General features: G+C 61.9%; 14 protein-coding genes. 5 read left to right on the forward strand and 9 right to left on the reverse strand.

What is annotated here, in order from left to right; all coding sequences use genetic code 11:
- Positions 1-17: 17 nt before the first annotated feature.
- From MNR02_RS17500 to MNR02_RS17540, 9 genes are all read right to left on the reverse strand, one after another.
- Entirely contained in the window at positions 18-1,631 is a 1,614-nt protein-coding gene (locus tag MNR02_RS17500) for a ribulokinase (protein WP_241949287.1), read from the reverse strand.
- Positions 1,628-2,635, reverse strand: coding sequence for an ABC transporter permease (locus MNR02_RS17505; RefSeq protein ID WP_241949288.1), 1,008 nt, complete (start codon positions 2,633-2,635; stop codon positions 1,628-1,630). Before MNR02_RS17505 ends, MNR02_RS17500 begins: the two co-directional genes overlap by 4 nt.
- On the reverse strand, positions 2,632-3,636 hold the full coding sequence (locus MNR02_RS17510) for an ABC transporter permease (protein WP_241949289.1): 1,005 nt from the start codon (positions 3,634-3,636) through the stop codon (positions 2,632-2,634). The genes MNR02_RS17505 and MNR02_RS17510 overlap by 4 nt, the downstream gene beginning before the upstream one ends.
- Positions 3,629-5,149: a sugar ABC transporter ATP-binding protein gene (locus MNR02_RS17515; RefSeq protein WP_241949290.1), complete on the reverse strand. Its 1,521-nt coding sequence runs from the start codon at positions 5,147-5,149 to the stop codon at positions 3,629-3,631. The genes MNR02_RS17510 and MNR02_RS17515 overlap by 8 nt, the downstream gene beginning before the upstream one ends.
- A 67-nt stretch (positions 5,150-5,216) precedes the next feature.
- Positions 5,217-6,248 carry a sugar ABC transporter substrate-binding protein gene (locus tag MNR02_RS17520; protein WP_241949291.1) on the reverse strand — a complete coding sequence of 344 codons (1,032 nt, stop codon included), beginning with the start codon at positions 6,246-6,248 and terminating at the stop codon, positions 5,217-5,219.
- 82 nt (positions 6,249-6,330) lie between these two features.
- On the reverse strand, positions 6,331-7,809 hold the full coding sequence (xylB, locus tag MNR02_RS17525; RefSeq protein ID WP_241949292.1) for a xylulokinase: 1,479 nt from the start codon (positions 7,807-7,809) through the stop codon (positions 6,331-6,333).
- 83 nt (positions 7,810-7,892) lie between these two features.
- On the reverse strand, positions 7,893-9,416 hold the full coding sequence (gene glpD / locus MNR02_RS17530) for a glycerol-3-phosphate dehydrogenase (protein ID WP_241949293.1): 1,524 nt from the start codon (positions 9,414-9,416) through the stop codon (positions 7,893-7,895).
- Positions 9,409-10,233 carry an HAD-IIB family hydrolase gene (locus MNR02_RS17535; RefSeq protein ID WP_241949294.1) on the reverse strand — a complete coding sequence of 275 codons (825 nt, stop codon included), beginning with the start codon at positions 10,231-10,233 and terminating at the stop codon, positions 9,409-9,411. Before MNR02_RS17535 ends, glpD begins: the two co-directional genes overlap by 8 nt.
- Complete coding sequence (locus MNR02_RS17540) at positions 10,233-11,579, reverse strand: sn-glycerol-1-phosphate dehydrogenase (RefSeq protein ID WP_241949295.1); 1,347 nt, start codon at positions 11,577-11,579, stop codon at positions 10,233-10,235. The genes MNR02_RS17535 and MNR02_RS17540 overlap by 1 nt, the downstream gene beginning before the upstream one ends.
- A gap of 253 nt (positions 11,580-11,832) precedes the next feature.
- Between MNR02_RS17540 and MNR02_RS17545 the strand changes: the two genes are divergently transcribed.
- The 5 genes from MNR02_RS17545 (at position 11,833) to MNR02_RS17565 (ending at position 18,222) form a co-directional block, all read left to right on the forward strand.
- Entirely contained in the window at positions 11,833-12,747 is a 915-nt protein-coding gene (locus tag MNR02_RS17545) for a sugar-binding transcriptional regulator (protein WP_241949296.1), read from the forward strand.
- Positions 12,748-12,968: 221 nt separating this feature from the next.
- Positions 12,969-13,469: an RNA polymerase sigma factor gene (locus MNR02_RS17550; protein WP_241601233.1), complete on the forward strand. Its 501-nt coding sequence runs from the start codon at positions 12,969-12,971 to the stop codon at positions 13,467-13,469.
- 116 nt (positions 13,470-13,585) lie between these two features.
- Positions 13,586-14,581 carry a FecR family protein gene (locus MNR02_RS17555; RefSeq protein ID WP_241949297.1) on the forward strand — a complete coding sequence of 332 codons (996 nt, stop codon included), beginning with the start codon at positions 13,586-13,588 and terminating at the stop codon, positions 14,579-14,581.
- A gap of 332 nt (positions 14,582-14,913) precedes the next feature.
- Positions 14,914-17,349, forward strand: coding sequence for a TonB-dependent receptor (locus MNR02_RS17560; protein WP_241949298.1), 2,436 nt, complete (start codon positions 14,914-14,916; stop codon positions 17,347-17,349).
- 90 nt (positions 17,350-17,439) lie between these two features.
- On the forward strand, positions 17,440-18,222 hold the full coding sequence (locus tag MNR02_RS17565; protein WP_241949299.1) for a heme acquisition protein HasA: 783 nt from the start codon (positions 17,440-17,442) through the stop codon (positions 18,220-18,222).
- The last annotated feature ends 10 nt before the right edge of the window (positions 18,223-18,232 follow it).

Raw genomic sequence — 18,232 nt, forward strand, 5'->3', positions numbered from 1 at the left:
CACAGACGGGCCATTTTTCATTCGGCAGGTTGCGCCATGGCCGTGCGCGGCGCGGTATCGGGCAAAGCAAGATCTACCGCCTTGCCACTCCTTGGCGTGTCGTGTCCACGCCGCGCCATCCGGTGCATGAGTGGCGACAGGGCCTCGTGGGTTTCCCGGTAGAACTCGAACACCGCGCCATAGGCCTCGTTGCGGCCCATGTCGGGTTCCACGACATGGCTTTCTTTCACCATGTGTCCCGACGCCTCGGGCAGCGAGCCATAGAACCCGGCGCCGACCGCCGCATTGATCGCGGAGCCGAAGGCCGTCGCATCCAAGACTTTGGGAACGGCAATCGGAATGCCGCAGACATCGGCATGCATCTGCGTGAGGAACGGCGTTCGGGTGGCACCGCCGCAGATCACCATCGTTTCAATGGAAACCGCATGCGCCCGCAGCGTGCGCAGAATGTTTTCCGTGCCGTAGGCGACGGACTCGATCAGCGCGCGCAGCATGTGGGCGGGCGTGTGCTTCAGCGTCAGCCCCCATAGCGCGCCCTGAAGTTCGTAATCGGTATAGGGATTGCGGTTGCCCTGCCAGAAATCAAGCGCCACAAGGCCGTCGGCGCCGATCGGCATGCTCTCCGCCTGGCGAAGCATGTCGCCGTAAGTGTCCGCACTCCCCTGGCCGAGCCGGCCGATATGATCATGCCACCATCGCACGATGGACCCCGAAGAGACCTGCCCGCCTTCCATAACGAACAGGCCAGGCACCACGCAATCGGGATGCGGCCCGAAGATGCCCGGCACCTCCACATCCCGGTCCGTCATCGGCAGGACGAGATGCGAGGAACCGGTGATGAAGGCCGTGCGACCGGGGCGGCAGACGTCAAGGCCCACCATCGCGACATAGGCATCCGTACCGCCGCACACGACGAGCGTTCCCGGCAAAAGGCCCAACTGGTCAGCGGCCTCGGAGGTCAGCGGCCCTATCGGTTCGGCGAGCGGAAGAATCTCATCCGGGAAGCGTGCGGTGATGTCGTCAAGGCCGATCCGGGTGAAGAAATCCTCCGGCCAGCCACCGCGTCGACCGTCGTAGAACCATCGGTTGGTTATGTGGTTGAGGCCGAGTGTCAGCCGTCCCGTGAGGCACAGTGCAAGATAGTCCGTCATCTCGACGAACCAGCGGGAGCGCTCGTAGATCGCTGGCGTCGATTCCTTGATCCAGAGGATTTTCGGCAGCATCCATTCGGAACTGACGCCAAGGCGCGACCGGCGAAGCGCCGCATCGTTGGTCTGCGTCATGCGGCGGGCCTGCTGGGCGGCGCGGCTGTCCATCCACAGGATCGCCGGCATGGTCGGCTGTAGATTGCCGTCGAGTGCAACAAGCGTGCTGGACGTGCCGTCGGCGGAGATGGCCTTGACGGCGGCTACGGGTATACCCGCTTCTCGCACCGCCTGACGAACCGCCAGGCACGCGGCGCGCCACCAGTCGGCGGGCGTCTGCTCGGCCCAGCCCGGACGTGGAAATGTGGTCTCGTAGTCGTGCGTGGCCATCGAAACGACGTTGCCGTCCTGATCCACCACGATGGCCCGGGCGCCGCCCGTGCCGCCATCGAGCCCGACGAAGTAGGCCTTGCCGTTCATGGTCATGATGCCTCCGGATGTTGGGACTGCCGGCCATTCACGGCCCGCATGGCGACGGTAACGCCGATCAGCAGCAGGATGCCTTTGATGATCTGGCGTTGGTAATCGGCCCAGCCCAGTAGCGCGCTGCCGCTGACGAGAACGGCGAGGATAAGGATGGCGGTGGTCGTGCCGAGCACATTGGGCTTGCCGATCCTGAGCATCATGCCGCCGAGCAGCACCGCCGTCAGGCCGTCGATGAAATAGGACGACCCGATCATCGGCTGGCCGGAAGAAAGGCTCGCCGCCAGCAGCACGCCGGTCAGCGCCGACATGACCCCGGAAAAGACGAAGAGCAGCATGAGCAGGTTGCGAACCGAGACCCCCGCCTGATCGACCGCGGCCTCGCTTTGCGCCGTCGCGAAGATATAGTGGCCGAAGGTCAGCTTCTCCTGGGCATACCAGGACAGGGCGTAGAGAACGGCAACGGCGATTGCGATGACCGGCACGGGACCGATATTGGTGAAGATGAAGTCGCCAAGCGGACCTGGATCGGCGATGCGGATGGATGTGCCTTTGCCGAGTGCTGCGGCGATGGAGGCGCAGATGCCGCCCGTCGCGATGGTGACGATCAGCGGCTGAAGCCGCATGACAGCTACGAGCAGGCCGTTGAACAGACCCGCGATTGCGCCCACGGAGACCCCGGCAAGCCCGGCCACCAGCCAGCCATGACCGCTGGCAAGAAGATAGGCCGTGGTCATGTTTCCGAGGGCGGCGACATGCATGAAGCTGACATCGATCTTGCCGGCCGCGATCACCCAGGTCAGTCCCAGGATCATGATCGCCGTCAAAGCCGAGGAACGCAGGATCGTCGCAATGTTGGAGCTGTCGACGAGTTGCGGTCTGAGGAAGGCAAAGACGGCGACCATGAACACGAGCGTCGCGAGAAGCCAGTAGCGGCTGACGAGACCGTTCTTCGGCTTCTGCGTATCGAGACGGGCGACGGACCGGTGGGCGATAGCGTCGGTCATGAACGCTTCTCCTTCTTGACGGATGCGGGCTGGAGAAAGCTGCCGATATCGCTCAGGAACTCACGCAGGCGGGCATCGAAGAACACCACACCGGCCAGCAGGATCGCGCTGACGACGCCGTCGCTGTAATAGAACGGAATGCCGAGCAGCGAAAATCCATCGAGCAGCATGGTGATGAGGAATGTGCCGGCAAGCGTCGCCATAACGGACGTTCGTCCCAAGAGCGCCGTGCCCAGGAAGACACCGGCATAGGCGGGCATCAGCAGGTTGGCGCCTTCATTGGTATCGGCAGTCCCGGATTCCGCGAGAATGAGCAGTACCGCGAAGACACAGGTCACGCCGCAGGCGACGAAGGCGAGCATGGTGTAGAGCCTCGTCGGCACCCCGGAGTAATAGGCCGCGACCGGGTTCTCGCCCGTGGCGTAGAAGGACGCGCCATAACGCGTGCGGTGCATGAAGAACCAGGCGACGGCGTAGAGGCCGAGCAGGAAGACGAAGGACAGGCTGTAACCGAAGACGCGCGCATCGTTCAGATCGAGGATGCCCGACGACATGAAGTTCTGGAAGATCGTGCGGCCATTGGAATAGACGAAGGCGAGGCCTGCGGCGATCGACCCCGTCGCGATGGTCGTCACGATGTCGGGAAAACGGAAGTAGCTGATGACGACACCGTTAAACGCGCCGATGGCCGCACCGACGACGATGCCGGCCGGAATCGCGATCCAAAGTGGTTGGCCGAGCGCTATGAGATAGCCGATGGTCATGGCGGCGAAACAGGCAGTTCCGGCAAAGGAAAGATCGAATTTCCGGACAATGACGACGAATGTCAGGCCGAGTGCCGCCAGTCCGTTCGCGGCCATATGGCGCGTGACGGCAGACATATTCTGCGTCGAGAGGAAGCGTGGCTCGGCAAGCGTGAAGGCCATCGCAACGAGGACGACGAGAAGCAGGAAAGCAAGAAATCGCCCGCTTCCCGCTGGAAGCGTGAAGGTTCTAGTCACGATGCAATTCTCCCATGATGCCGGCCATAAGCAACTGGTTGCGGGTCTGGAGACCATCCGACGATGCGATCTGGCGGCCCTTGTAGAGCGCGAAGGTACGGTCGGCGATGCCGTGGGCTTCATCGCAATCGCTTGACAATACGATGACGCCGGCCGTGCGGCTCAACTCGCGCATCAGCCCGTAAAGCTTTGCGCGCGCACCGATATCGACGCCGACCGTCGGCTCCACGAAGATGTAGACGTCCGCCTCGGCGAAGAGGCCCTTGGCCACGACGATCTTCTGCTGGTTGCCGCCACTGAAACCGCTGACCGGCATGGAAAGGTTCGGCGGGCTAAGCGCGAGGCGAGCGGCGAACTCACCGCTGGCAGTGCGATTGCCCGCTCGTTTCAGGATACCGGCGGCACCTGAGGCGCGCTTGAGATTGGCAAGCGTGATATTGAAAATCGAGGTTTCCGTGAGCGCCAGCCCCTCGACACGTCGATCGCCCGGCACGAGGAAAATCCCCGCCTTCAGGGCTTCGCGCGGCGAGCGCGGCGCGATGGTGTGCCCTTTAAGGACGACGCTGCCGCCTTCGATGGGGATCGCGCCGAACAAGGCCTTGGCAAGTTCGTCGGCGCCGGAACCAACAAGGCCGAAAATGCCGAGGATTTCTCCGCGCCTGAGCTCGAAGCCGATGTTGGAAAAAGCACCGGCCGCGGTCAGGCCACGCACCGCCAGGACCATCTCACCAATGGCATCAGTTTCGGCCCTGGCTGGAAAGACGTGCTCGAGCGCCTCGCCAAGCATCAGCTCGGCGAGTGAAAGGTTCTTCGCCTTCACATCGGCGACGGGCATGCTCGCCACCATGCGCCCGCCGCGAAACACGGAGAGCCGGTCGGCGATCTCCATCACCTCTTCCAGGCGGTGGGTGATATAAAGAACGGAAATGCCGCCGTGGCGCAGCGTGTCGATCAGGCGGAACAGCACCGTTTTCTCGACTTCCGTCAGCGTGGAGGTGGGCTCATCGAGAATGAGGACACGGATGTGATCGCCGGCGAGTGCCTGCAGGATCGCGACGATCTCGCGTTCGACAGCAGACATCTCCGCCACCGTCTTAGAGAGATCGATATCGACGGGAAAACGTTTCAAAAGCGCGTTGGCGCGGCGCGAGAGATCGGTGCGCTCGATGCGCGAGAACAGGCCGGAACGAGCCGACTCGCGTCCGAGAAAGATGTTCTCGTAGCCTGTGAAATCGGCGACAAGTTCGGGATGCTGCTGGACGGTCGCGATGCCGTGCCGGATCGCTTCCTTCGGATCGCGGCAGTCAATCGCCTCCCCGCCAACTTCTATGGAGCCCTCATCCTTGCGGTAGACGCCGGAGAGAATCTTGATGAAGGTCGATTTCCCCGCGCCGTTGACCCCGAGCAAGGCGTGAACTTCTCCGGTCTCGAGAACGAAATCGACGTCGCTGAGCGCATTCACGGGGCCGAAACGCTTTGAAATCGCCCGTGCGCGCAAGGCTGGAGCCGTCATGTCTCACTCCTTCGCTTTGTCTTGGTCGGATGGGCGGCCCGCCGTAGCGAACCGCCCGACGCTCAGTTCAGACGGCGCGCACCCAGCCGAGCTGGTCGGCGCGGCCCGGAACGTCGAAGTCGTCAGGAATGCCATCCTTCAGCATGGCCTCCTCGACGGCATAGGTCGGCGTGACGACGAGGCGCGGGGTCTTCTGGCCGGCCAAATGCTGGTGGGCGTAGAACACCGACAGATAGGCCATCTCGTAAAAGCTCTGCGCCATGGAAAGCTTCAGCTGCGAGGGACCGGCGATGTAGTTGAAGGCCTGCGAGCCGCCGTCGATGCCGGTGATGATGAGATCGGGTTTATTGGCGGCGCGTGCCGCAAGCGTGCCTTCGACCGCAGCCCCATCCCAGGCGCACCAGATCGCGTCGATATCCGGATTGGCCGTCAGAATGTTGTCGACTGCCTGGCGCGGCGTGACATTGCCCGCCAGTGCGAAGGCCCAGTCGGCGACGATCTTGATGTCGGGATAGCGGCGCAGCGTCCACTCCATCCCGAGCGTGCGCTGATCCCAGCTTTCGTTCTGCGGCAGCAGGACGCGGGCGATATTGCCCTTGCCGTTCAGCTTGCGCGCAATGAAATCGCAGGAATAGGCACCCATACCGAAATTGTTGGACATGGACGTCGTGTTGACAGCGACCCCGGGAACGGCGCTGTCGGCGCAGAACACCGGAATGCCGGCGGCGATGGCGCGCTGCACGGCCGGTGCAATGGCGACGGCATCGGCCGGCGTGATGAACAGCGCCTCCGGCTTGCTCGATATCAGCGAGTCGATCTGATCGGTCTGGGTTTTGGCGTCGAAGCCGGCATCGGTCGTGGTAAGCGTGCCGCCAAGTTCCTTGACCGCGGCGGTGAAGCCGTCCTGAAGGTGACGCCCGGAATCATAGGTCGTCCAGCCAAGTGCCGCGGCGAACTTGCGGTCCGCCGCCTCGGCACGGGCACCCGATGCCGCGAGATATTGTGCCGCAAAGAGCGCGGCACTGCCCCCGAGCAAGGCACGCCGTGAGATATCGAAATTGAACTTGTCCATGTCCTTGGTCTCCTCCCAGATAGACATTGTCATCCTCCAGACCCGAGCCCTGCTGGGCTCGGGAACAACCCGCGCATGACCCGACCTCCTCGGGGCGCAACGCGGTATTTCAGGCCGCCTTTCCCAGAGCGACCGAAGCCCGGCGAACCTCCGGCATCACCGAAAGCCAGGTGTCGTATGCATCTGCATAGGCCGGTGCGAGGTTCTGCACGGGGGAAATCACGCGCTTGATGCGCGGTGACGTGAGAACGCTCTCCGGGCTTTCGCCACTTTCGGCGATCAGCGCGAGCCGCGCCGCGCCGAAGGCTGCCCCCAATTCGCTCGCCTCGGGCACGCGCAGGTCCACACCGAGCGACGTCGCGATCATCGACAGCCAAAGCTCCGAACGAGATCCGCCGCCGATCGCCAGCAGGCTACCGATGGTAGAGCCGGCAGCACGGAATGCGTCGGCGCATTCACGTAGCGCGAAGGCAACGCCTTGCAGAACGGCGCGCGTGAGGACCTCGTCATCGCAGGAATGCTGCAGGCCAAGCAGCGCACCGCGGATTTCCACATCCGCCCGCGGCGACCAGCACCCGTCCAGAAAGGGCACGAAAAGAACCGGGCTGGGTGCGCCGAGCGACGTGCCGAGTTCAGCGACAAGCTCGGATGCCGGCCGCTTCACGACCTTGGATAGCCAGTTGATGCAGGACGTCGCCGACAGGATCACCGACATCTGGTGCCAGACACCGGGCATGGAATGGCAGAGCGTTTCGATCGCGTGATCGTAGCTCGGGCGCACCTCGCCGGTGGCCAGGAACAGCACGCCCGATGTACCGAGAGAGACGGTGCCCTCCCCGTCACGGAAGACGCCTGTGCCGCAGGCGCCGCAGGCATTGTCGCCACCCCCGCCGGCGATGACGGCGCGAGACGAGATTCCCCAGCGTTCCGCAAGTTCAGCGCGTAGATGCCCCGTCGGATCAATACCTTCGTACAGCTTAGGCATCTGCCTGCGATCAAGATCGGTTGCCGCCAGAAGGGTGTCGGACCAGTCGCGCGCCGCAAGGTCGAGCCACATCGTGCCACTGGAATCCGCCATGTCGGATGCCTTTTCGCCGGAGAGCTTCAGCCGCAGATAGTCCTTCGGCAACAGCACAGTGCGGATGCGGCGGAAGGCGTCCGGCTCATGGTCGCGCAGCCAGGCAAGCTTGGGTGCGGTGACGCCGGGCGTCGGCCTGCGACCCGCGATGCGACGGATATCTGGCGCTCGCGCTTCCAGATCGGCGCATTCCTTTTCGGTGCGCGTGTCATTCCACAGGATGGCAGCGCGGATGGGCGTATCGCGTTCATCAAGAACCGTGGCGCCATACATCTGTCCGGAAAGGCCGATTCCTCTGACGGCGCCCATCGCCTTCGGATGGCTTGTGGCAAGCGCGTCGAGGCTTTCACAGACGGCATCCCACCATTGTTCAGGATGCTGCTCCGACCAACCCCGATAAGGCCGCGACACGCCTATCGGACGCGACGATGATTCTGCAACCAGCGCCTGGTTCTCATCCATCAGCATGGACTTCACGCCCGACGTTCCCAGATCGATACCGAGATACATGGTTCCTCCTCCCATGCGGGCCTTTCGGGCACCCGCTTTCCCACTTATTCCTCCGCGCGTCTCTCCCGGCCGCGGCGGGCTCCTCAACCCGCCAGCGACTGCCGCTTTCCCTCCAGAAAGCGGTCGAGTGCCGCGATATCTTCCGAACGCATTTTCAAACCGAGCTTGCTGCGGCGGAAGACGATGTCCTCGGCGCTCTGCGCCCACTCCTCCCGCATGAGATAATCCACTTCCGCTTCCGTCAGGCCTGCGCCGAAGGTCCTGCCGAGATCGGAGAGGCTCTTCGCATGGCCCAGCACGAGGGGAAGCCGGCTTCCGTAATAGGTGAAAAGCCGCCTCAGCTGCTCTTCAGGCAGGAAAGCATATCGGGCGCGTAGAGCGGCAAGCTGTTCCTCTAAAGCATCGATCGCGAAGTCTCCGCCCGGCAGCGCGGTCCTGCCCGTCCAGCCGGCACGAGCCGCAACGGCCTTCGCCTTCTCCCGTGCAAGCAGCGGCTCAAGCCTGTCCATCACAGCCTCGGCCAGCCGGCGATAGGTCGTGATCTTGCCGCCGAAGATCGAGATCAGGCCGATACCGGCCTCCTCGTCCACCTCGATCACATAGTCTCGCGTCGCTTTCTGGGCTGCACTCGCGCCATCGTCATAAAGTGGGCGCACGCCGGAATAGCTCCAGACGATATCAGCTGTCGTCAACGGTTTATCGAAGCAGCGGCTGACCGCGTTGCAGAGATAGGCCTTCTCCTGCTCCGTCGCGGAGAACTGGTCGATATCGCCATCGAAATCGCGATCCGTGGTTCCGACGAGCGTGTAATCGCCCTCATAGGGAATGGTGAAGAAGATGCGGCTGTCGCTGTTCTGGAAGATGAAGCAGCGGTCGTGCGCATAGAGTTTCGGCACGACGATATGCGATCCCTGTACAAGCCTGACCTTGCCGCGCGCCGGCCGACCCGCGGTGCGCGAGACGATGTCGTTGGCCCAGGGACCGGCGGCGTTGATCAGCGTGCGCGCGCGGATCGTGCGCTGGTGTCCGCCGCGCGAGACCGTCACGGACCACCCGTCCCCATCGCGTTTCGCCGCCGTCATGGCTGTCTGCGTTTCGACCACCGCGCCCAGTTCGCTTGCGGCCTTGGCATTCATGACAACGAGACGGTTGTCCTCCACCCAGCAGTCGGAATATTCGAAGCCCGACTTCAGCGACGATGCCAGTCCTTTACCGAGCGCCTGCCCGGCCAGCCGAACGCTCGTCGTCCCGGGGAGGCGCACGCGCCCGCCGATATGGTCATAGATGAAGAGACCGAGGCGAAGCTGCCATTTCGCCCGCATGCCGGGCATGTAGGGCAGGACGAAGCGCAGCGGGCGAACGAAATGCGGTGCGATCGCCCAAAGCCGTTCGCGTTCCTGCAAGGCCTCACGCACCAGCTTGAACTCGTAATGCTCAAGATAGCGCAACCCGCCATGCAGCAGCTTTGTTGACGCGCACGACGTCGCACCGCCGAGATCGCCTTTTTCGCAGAGATAGACATCGAGCCCGCGTCCCGCAGCGTCGCGGGCAATACCGCACCCATTGATGCCGCCGCCAATGATCGCGATGTCGTAGATCTCAGGCATGGGCGCGCTCGCGGATCTCGGAGGGCCGGGCAGCCAGCAAACGGGACGCGATCTGGACGAACCCCTCGCCGCCACGCTCGGAGGCGACAAACGCCGGCAGCGCAGTCTCGCCGCCGGCGAAGTCGGTCACGTTCGCCACGCCGCAGGAGTTCGGAAAGAACGAGAACATCGGGCCGTCATTCGGGCTATCGCCGGTGAAGATGAACCGTGCCTTATCGGCGTCGAGATCCATTCCAAGCACATCGGCGGCGAAACGCCGGGTCATCGAAAGCTTGTCATAGCTGCCGAACCACCCGTTGACGTGGATCGAAGACAGCTTCGCGACGGCGCCTGCTTCCTTGAAGAGAGCCAGCACGCGTTCCACCTCGCCCTGCGGCAGCGGTTCGACATCCTCGCAGACATCGATGGCTAGGTCGGCCTCGCGGTAGAGTTGGTCGGAGGCGATGCCTGTGCCGGGCACCTCTTGCAGGATCCGGTCCCGCAAGGCATCAAGCTTCCGGCGATTTTCGCGACGTTCATGTTCAGTGGCGAAAAAGGCCTGACGCATCTTTCGCGCCTCGCGATCATAGGAAAAATAGAAGGCGCCGTTTTCGCCGACCACGCCTGCAACGGGCCAGAAGCGGGCGATCATGTCGCACCACCCGGCCGGCCGGCCAGTGATGGGCACCACGGCGAAGCCTGCGCGCGCCAGCGCCTGCAGGGCGGCGTAAGGTTCGGCGCGAAGCTGGCCTTCGGAGGTAAGCGTGTCGTCGATATCGGTTAGGACGACCTGCACCTGTGACAGCAAGCCATCGGAAAGCTCGTCGAGCGGGCGCATCAGCACTCCTCCTCGATGAACTGCTCGAGCAAGCCCATATCGGCAGCGAGGTCGAGCATGGAATAGCGGTTACGCATCTCCTTCGAATAGCGCACCGCATCGCGATAGAGATCGCGGTCGATACCGATCTCTTGCGGGGTCGCGCCGCCGCCGGCGGCACGGATATGCGCAGCAAGGGTGGCCGAGGGGATCGCCATCTGCTCGAGGGTTCGACGCAACTGCGGCCAGAGCGCCTCCAGTTGTGCGTTGAACCTGTCCGCAGAGGCGGCATCGAGAACCTTGGCGCGTGACGCCTCGAGGCAATGGTCGACCGCGGCGGCAGGATAGCGCGCCCGGATGTCCGCTTCGTCAAAACGGGTCGGCCTAATCTGGGGCGCCTTTTCGCTCGCCAGGATGATCTCCTGAAGCCGCGCCATCGTCACGGATGACACGCCGACCTGCTGGCCGTGCACCGTGCCGGGATGACGCGCGCCGGCAAAGCTGTCGATCCAGTGGGAAATCTGGTGTTCGCCCATCGAGCCCGGATGGCTCATGCCGGTCACGCTGATTCCGATTCCGCCAAGGGTCAGGATGCGGTGCAGATAGCCTATGGCGTCATGCTCACGACGGCCCAGTCCAGCGGACCTTGCCAGCATCTCCCTCTCATCCGCTTCCTGTAAGATGTAGGGAGACGTGGCATAGGCCGTCCTGAGCATGACATGGGAAAAATACCAGTCCACCTGCGCAGTCGAGCGGCAGAGGCTGTCGCCGAAACCGGCGGCGATCAGGTACTGAGGTGCATTCGCGCTGATCTCTATATCGAGGAAGACGCCCTTGGCGGCATGTGCGTTCAGCGTCGTCTTCAACCCGTTGTCGAGCGTGATGGATGCCGTCGTCGACGTGTAGCCGTTCATGGACGGCGCAGTGCCGAAAACGCAGTAGTCCTTGCCATCCAGAAACGTCGTGTATTTGCACAGATCGTTGATTGTGCCCGATCCGACAGCAATGACGGCGTCGGCGTTGCGGGTTTTCTCCCGAAGCTCGCGGATCGCGGCTTCGTCCGCATGGGGGTGATCGAGCACCACGGTCGTTGCACGCCCGCCGAGGCTTCGGGCAACGGCATAGCCGAGCGCGTCATAGGTATCGGCGTCCGCGACGACCGCATAGGTCGAGGCCGGCATCACGCTTGCGACATAGTCGGCCTCGCCGCCACGCACGCTTTCCTCGATGAAGATGGCCTTGAAGGGAACCTCGGCGGCGACGCCGGTATCGGGGTCGATCCACCGTCCGGCACTCACGTCGCGGATAAGCGTGTTCCAGTCTTGCCACCCGACAGGCCGTCGGGCGGCGGGTGCCGCATGCAACATCATGTCCTCCCAGACTTGTTAATGGCAATTTTCACGCACCCATGCAAAATGTCAACAACATTTTTCATTGTTGCATGAAATTTGCCAGAACCGCTGCGGGCAGGCGCTCCTGCGAAACTGGACTTGCGGATAAAAAGCTGCCAAATGAGGAGAAAGGAGGCCAACGACGCTGATGCAATCAGAACACCCTCAGGACCGTAATGGCCGAAAAAAAGCACCACCCATGCAATTCGGCGCGGATTTGCCCTTGTGGGTGGCTTGGCTTTACTACGAGGAGGGACTGAAGCAGGACGAGATCGCCACGCGGCTCGGCATATCCCGCTCCTCGGTGTTCAACCTGCTTCAGAAGGCGCGTGACGAAGGCATCGTCACGATCACCATCGACCCGACACGCCTTGAACGCGCCGACCTGTCTGTCGAACTGAAGGAGAAGGGGCAGCTCGCCGAGTGTTATGTCCTGCCCTCGTCATCGGGTGGGGCCGCGCTTTCCGAACAGATCGGGCGGCTCGGGGCGCGGATTTTCGAACAGAAGCTGGAAAAGGACGACGTCGTCGGCGTCGCGTGGGGGCGCACGGTCATGGCGCTGTCGAAGGCGCTTTCACCGACCAGCATGCCCGGCGTCACAGTGGCCCAGGTTACCGGCAGCTCGATAGCGACATACGACTTCTCCCCCGAACTGTGCACCTCCAACATCGCCGCGCGCCTGAATGCGCGCTGCGTCAACCTGCACGCGCCGGGCGTCGTGTCGAACGCGAACATGAAGTCGCTCCTCATGCAGGAGCCGATCGTCGGTCAGCATTTCGAACTCCTGCGACACTGCACGAAATCGCTCTTCGGCGTTACCCACATCACCGGCCCCACCCTGCTGGAAGATACCGGCGTCATGACGGAAGAGCTTCTGCGGCAGTATCAGGACAAAGGCGCAGTCGGCTTCGCCTCAGGCTATTTCTTTGACATCGATGGCACGATCATCCGCACAGGTTTCGACGACCGCCATCTTGTCATGCCGATCGACGATTTTCTGAATGTGCCGGACCGTCTGTGTATCGGTGGCGGGCCGGAAAAGGTGGATGCGATCCACGGGATGCTGAAGGCCCGCATCGCGACCATCCTGATCACAGATCAGGAAACGGCAAAGGCCGTCTGCGCCAACCTCAGCGCGGCGTAGACCGGCGCGATTTGTCGACTGGACCAGGTGAGCACCGCATTGCGGGAGTTGTATCCGTCCCGCTGTTTTAAAACAGCGTATTCGCGGTATGTCGTTGCCCGCAATAACATGATTGCAAAACTCATCTTATTATGGCTATCACAGTCACCAACGGCAATCGGGGGTGCCGGAGTCCTGCGAAAGGTAATGCTGGACCGTGACGGAAGGCGCTTGGCGGGCATATGGGCAGTCAGGGACGAGATACGCGCAACGAAGCCTATGTGGCCTATCGCGCCGAACTGGTTCGGTACGCCACGCCGATTCTCGGCTCCCGGGAGGATGCCGAAGATATCGTGCAGGAGGCCTTCGTGCGCTTCGTGCCGGAAGCGGCGGAATCGCCCTCCCGCCTCAAATCCTATCTGTATCGTATCGTACGCAATCTCGCCTTCGACACGAGGCGGCGGCGCCGGCTTGAAGCGCGCGGACATCCTGATGATACACCCTGGTGGGGCCTCCCACAAAACCATGACACACCGGAAGACCAAGTCCTTCTCTGTGATCGGGTCCGCCAGGTTGAGGCCATCATGGAGACGATGCCGACAGAAAAGCGCATAGCGCTCGAAATGCATCGTTTCGGCGGCTACCGCATCGAGGAGATCGCGCGTCACCTTGGCGTTTCGACATCAAGCGCCCATCGGCTGATCCAGTCCGGCCTGGCGGAACTGCTTAAAAAAATACTCTAGGAAAGAGAAATCGCACCGGATCCTGAGAAAATCCCCGAAGCTATTCGTCTTATAGGTAACGAGTGACATTCGCGAGGGCTTCTGCGGGTACGGGCGAGACGAAAGCGATGACCGGCATGCGCGATACAGGAACGGACATACCCCAGAAGATCGCCGACGAGGCGGCCGGGTGGATGATTGCCTTGCAGGAAGAGCCAGGTGATCGCCTCTGCCGGGATCGTTTCGAAAATTGGCTCGACCAAGCCGAACAACATCGGCAGGCATGGGCGCGCCTGCAGGTCACTTGGCAGGCCCTCGGCGCAACCGCTCCTGTCTTCAAGGAAAGCTGGAAGGACGCCGCACACGCCTCGGCCTCCCCGAAATCCTACCGCCCGCGCCGCGCAGCCTTGGCACGTCGCGCAGGCATGTTCGGGGCCGCTGCTGCCGCCATGCTCTGTCTCGCGTTCATCGTCGGACCAACCGTCATGCTTCGTGTGGAAGCTGACTACAGGACACAGACCGCGGAAAGCCGTACCGTGACGTTGGAGGACGGCAGCCTCGTTCACCTCTCCGGCGCCAGCGCCATCGCCACGGATTTCAAGAACGGGCGCCGTTCCGTGCGTCTCCTGGCAGGCGAGGCCTTTTTCGAGGTGACGCCGGATAAAAGCCGCCCCTTCACCGTCGATGCCAACGGGGTCACGGTCACCGTGCTCGGTACAAAATTCGATGTGCAGACAGACGGCGAGTTCACGGTCGTTGCCCTGGCGGAAGGCTCCGTCAAGGCGTCTGTCACCAACGATGCGGAGGATGAGTTCCTCGTGCCAGGCGATCAACTGACCGCAAACAGCGCCACCGGCGAAGTGTCGCGCACGATCATTCCGGTTTCCGACATCGCCACATGGCGCGATGGGAAGATATTCGTGGTCGATGCCACAATCGGCTCCGTTGTGGAGCAGATCCGCCGCTACCACCCCGCTTGGATCTCGCTGCCCGACGGCACACTGGCCAGCCGGCGGGTGACAGGCTTCTACGACCTTCGCAATCCCGATCAGGCGCTCCACGCGCTCGTGACGCCCTATGGCGGAAAGGTGCGTCGTGTTTCGCCGGCCGCGCGTCTCATCAGCCGCTTCTGATAATAAAAATATGACTGGGATAATCAAGGTTTAGCGTAAACTACGAAAAAAGCCGGGAAAAAATCCGCAGCTGTCCGTCTTTCCGTTGAGTGCCGCATGAAGCGGCGCTGCAAGGAAGAGACCAAGACATGCATACCAAGTACCCGGTGACACCAATTGCGAAAGGCAACGGAACAGGCCTCGCCCGCACAATATTTGTCACAACGACGGCGCTCGCCCTGATGTGCACATTCGCACCGACACTGGGACAAGAGACACAGACTCAGGAAAGCGGATCCGAGACCAGTTCGACGGAAACGGCACGAATTGCCTTCAATCTCCCGGCGCAAACATTGGCCAATGCCGTGGGCGCGTTTGGTCGGCAATCCGGGCTTCAGGTTACCCTTTCCTCGACGCAGGCAGGAAACGTCCGCACAAACGCGGTTAACGGCCGCTTCACACCGTCGCAGGCCCTGTCCCGCATGCTCGCCGGCACCGGCATCCATGGTCGTGTCAGTGGCAATTCAGCCATCCTGAGCAGCGACGACCAGACCTCGGATCTCGGGGCGACCGACGGCTCCACGGTGCTGGAAACGATCAATGTGGGAAAAGGTCCGCGCAGCGCGGCGAGCGGTGCCGGCTTCCAGGGCACGCCTGACTGGGTCTACGAAACGCCGGCAAGTGTCAGCGTCATATCGCGCGCGGCCATCGAGAAGAAGCAGCCGCGCAACGCCTATGATCTGTTTTCCGGGGTTTCCGGCGTTTCTGTCGCCGGCGCGGCACAGAATCCCGGTGTCGCCATCAATGTGCGGGGCCTGCAGGACCAGACCCGCGTAACGACGACGATCGACGGCGCACGTCAGAACTTCCAGCAGGCAGGACACGGCTACACGTCGAATGTTTATGTCGACCCTGCTCTGATCAGAACCGTGGAGGTTGACAAGAATGCCGGCGCTGGCGTCGGCAGCGGTGGCTCCCATGGTGGCGTCGTCGGTTTTCGCACGCTGACGGCCGACGATGTGCTTCTTGAAGGCCGCAATGCCGGCGGCTGGATCGATGCGACCAAGGGTACCAACGCCTATGAATTCTACGGCTCTGCAGCGCTCGCAGCCCGTACCGATGACGGCATCGACGTCGTGGCGGCGCTCAGCCGCAAGAACCTCGATGCATATGAAATCGGCAAGAATGGAACGCTGGAAAGCAATCCGGGCGGCGACAAGCCCGTCTTCACCGGCTCGGACACCACGTCCGGCCTCATCAAGGCCGGCCTCGACCTGGAGAACGACCAGCGCATCGAGTTCGGTTTCGTCGGCTACGATGCGCGCTTCACGACCAGCACGGCGCTCGCCACGAACGAGAACACCAACCATGTGCGCAATCTGACGGGCACGCTGACGTACACCTACAAGCCCGACGATCCCCTCTTCGACCTGAAAGGCCAGCTGTGGTGGAACCGGACGGAAAACCATCAGTGGCGCTCGGCGCGCAACGGAAGCGGCGCGTTCGATCTCGACTACGGCCTGAGCACGTACGGCTTCAACATCGAGAATACCAGCACCTTCGCACTGGCCACGGGGGATCTCTCGTTGCACTACGGAACGGAGCTCTTCCTCGATCGCGCCGAAACGGAAGCTGCGGCAGGCAACCCGACTGATGCTACGAACACCTGGTGGTTCACAGGCCCGAATCCCACCGGCGACCGTTGGTTGTCCAGCACATTTGCCACCGCGAAATATGAGCATCAGGAATGGCTCGAGGCATCGATCGGCGGACGATATGACTACTATAAAACTACCGGCTCTTCTCTCGTCAACGGAGGAAGCGAGCTCGTCATCGTCCAAGAGGCATATTGCGCGCAGTACCATCCTCTAAATCCGACCCGATGCATCAGACGTATCCCCGCGGTCTATGCCCAGCGCGATATCATTCATAATATATCCATCGACAAATCTGCTGGTCGCTTCTCGCCGGAGGCTCTCATTGCGCTGAAGCCGCAGGACGGCATCCAGGTTTTCGGAAAGTACAGCGAGGGCTTTCGACCGGGTACGCTCGGAGAGATGCTGCTTGGCGGCGTCCATGTAGGCGGCATACCGATCAGCAACGCACCGAATGCGAACCTACAGCCGGAAACGTCGAAGACGTGGGAAGTGGGCGTTAACCTCAGCGGCGACGATTTGCTGGCAGCAGGAGACAGCATTCGTTTCAAGGCAGCCTATTTCGACAAGACGATCGACAACTATATTGCGCTCGGGAGTGTCACGGGCAGTCCAGTCACTGGCGGCCAGATCGACAGCTTCTATGCTTATACAAACCTCTTGGGCGAATCGCGTTTGCGCGGTGTCGAGATTGAGGGCAACTACGATGCCGGGCCTTATTATTTCGGCGGCACCTTCACCTACACGAAGGGCGATTTCTCAAAGGTCTATAACGACAATCCCTGGGACAATGCCACGTCCACAGGAAATGGCACTGTCCTGTATGTTTCCGTCGCTCCGAAGTATCGCTTCACGGCCGATGTGGGCATGCGGTTCTTCGACGACAAACTCAATGTTGGCGCTCGCGCAAACCGTGTCGTTCCCTCTGAACAGCTTGGCCTCTTCTCGACCGTCTACAAGGCCAAGCCCTTCACCACCTTCGACATCTACGGCTCCTGGGAGTTCAACGAGAACGCCTCGCTGCGCTTCGCCGTCAACAACCTGACGGACGTCGCCTATGTCGACCCGATGAACTCATCCGATTTCCCAGCACCCGGCCGCACGGCGACCCTGTCGCTCAAGGTTCGCTTCTGATCCCGCGATCGCGCCGGTTCAAACCCGAACCGGCGTGAGACCAGCTGCATCCGAGGTCCGGATGCGGCGCATCCTAGAAAGGAAAGCACAATGGCAACGATCGATTTCAACGACGCCAACAACGATGGCGAAGGCGTCGACTTTCTCGCCTATCTGAACACCTGGGGCACCACCTTCACACCCGGCTACTACGGCTTCTTCTCCACCAATCCGGTTGACTTCTCAGGTAATCAGTTTGCCGTCGCCGACAGCAACAGTGCGACGGTCGGTGGCGTCGGCGGTGCCGATACTGTCGTGATCGATTCCGGCAGCGCGGGCGACCTCTATTATGACATGACGTCCCATGTTCTTGCCGGTGCCGTTGATGGCGCTACCTTCGGCCAGGGGCTTAGCTACAATGCCGGCACGGACACGTTCTCTCAATCATCGTGGGATATCGACATCAGCGGGCTTGGGCTGACGGGCACGGGTGCCGCAAACCCGGTTCACAACTTCGTCTACGGCATCATGCAGGGCAATCCGGCGAACCTGATCAGCGTGCTGAACAGCCAGAACAATACGTTCAACGGCAGCTCTGGCGACGACGTGATCTATAGCTTCGACGGAAACGACACGCTGACTGGCGGCGATGGATATGACCGGTTTGTCTTCAGCGGAACAGACGGCAACGACGTCATCACAGACTTCAACGCTGCACAAGACATCATCGATATCTCCGCATGGGCGGCCGGCAGCGCACTTTCCGTAACCTACGCCTATGATACCGTCAGCGGCCTCTACGATGCCACCATCACGGATGGCGTGAACGGCAGCATTTCCGTCCAGGACATTGCGAACAATTCGCTCGTCAGCGGCTTAAACCTGTTCGTCTGAGAAGTTTGCT

This window comes from Shinella sp. H4-D48, from assembly GCF_022637395.1.
Lineage (GTDB): Bacteria > Pseudomonadota > Alphaproteobacteria > Rhizobiales > Rhizobiaceae > Shinella > Shinella sedimenti.

Bases quoted from the DNA above. Each gene is read 5' to 3' on its own strand.
- MNR02_RS17535 (WP_241949294.1), bottom strand. From the start codon at position 10,233: ATGCGCCCGCTCGACGAGCTTTCCGATGGCTTGCTGTCACAGGTGCAG.
- MNR02_RS17540 (WP_241949295.1), bottom strand. From the start codon at position 11,579: ATGTTGCATGCGGCACCCGCCGCCCGACGGCCTGTCGGGTGGCAAGAC.
- glpD (WP_241949293.1), bottom strand. From the start codon at position 9,416: ATGCCTGAGATCTACGACATCGCGATCATTGGCGGCGGCATCAATGGG.
- MNR02_RS17555 (WP_241949297.1), top strand. From the start codon at position 13,586: ATGCGCGATACAGGAACGGACATACCCCAGAAGATCGCCGACGAGGCG.
- MNR02_RS17565 (WP_241949299.1), top strand. From the start codon at position 17,440: ATGGCAACGATCGATTTCAACGACGCCAACAACGATGGCGAAGGCGTC.
- MNR02_RS17520 (WP_241949291.1), bottom strand. From the start codon at position 6,248: ATGTCTATCTGGGAGGAGACCAAGGACATGGACAAGTTCAATTTCGAT.
- MNR02_RS17515 (WP_241949290.1), bottom strand. From the start codon at position 5,149: ATGACGGCTCCAGCCTTGCGCGCACGGGCGATTTCAAAGCGTTTCGGC.
- xylB (WP_241949292.1), bottom strand. From the start codon at position 7,809: ATGTATCTCGGTATCGATCTGGGAACGTCGGGCGTGAAGTCCATGCTG.
- MNR02_RS17505 (WP_241949288.1), bottom strand. From the start codon at position 2,635: ATGACCGACGCTATCGCCCACCGGTCCGTCGCCCGTCTCGATACGCAG.
- MNR02_RS17500 (WP_241949287.1), bottom strand. From the start codon at position 1,631: ATGACCATGAACGGCAAGGCCTACTTCGTCGGGCTCGATGGCGGCACG.
- MNR02_RS17550 (WP_241601233.1), top strand. From the start codon at position 12,969: ATGGGCAGTCAGGGACGAGATACGCGCAACGAAGCCTATGTGGCCTAT.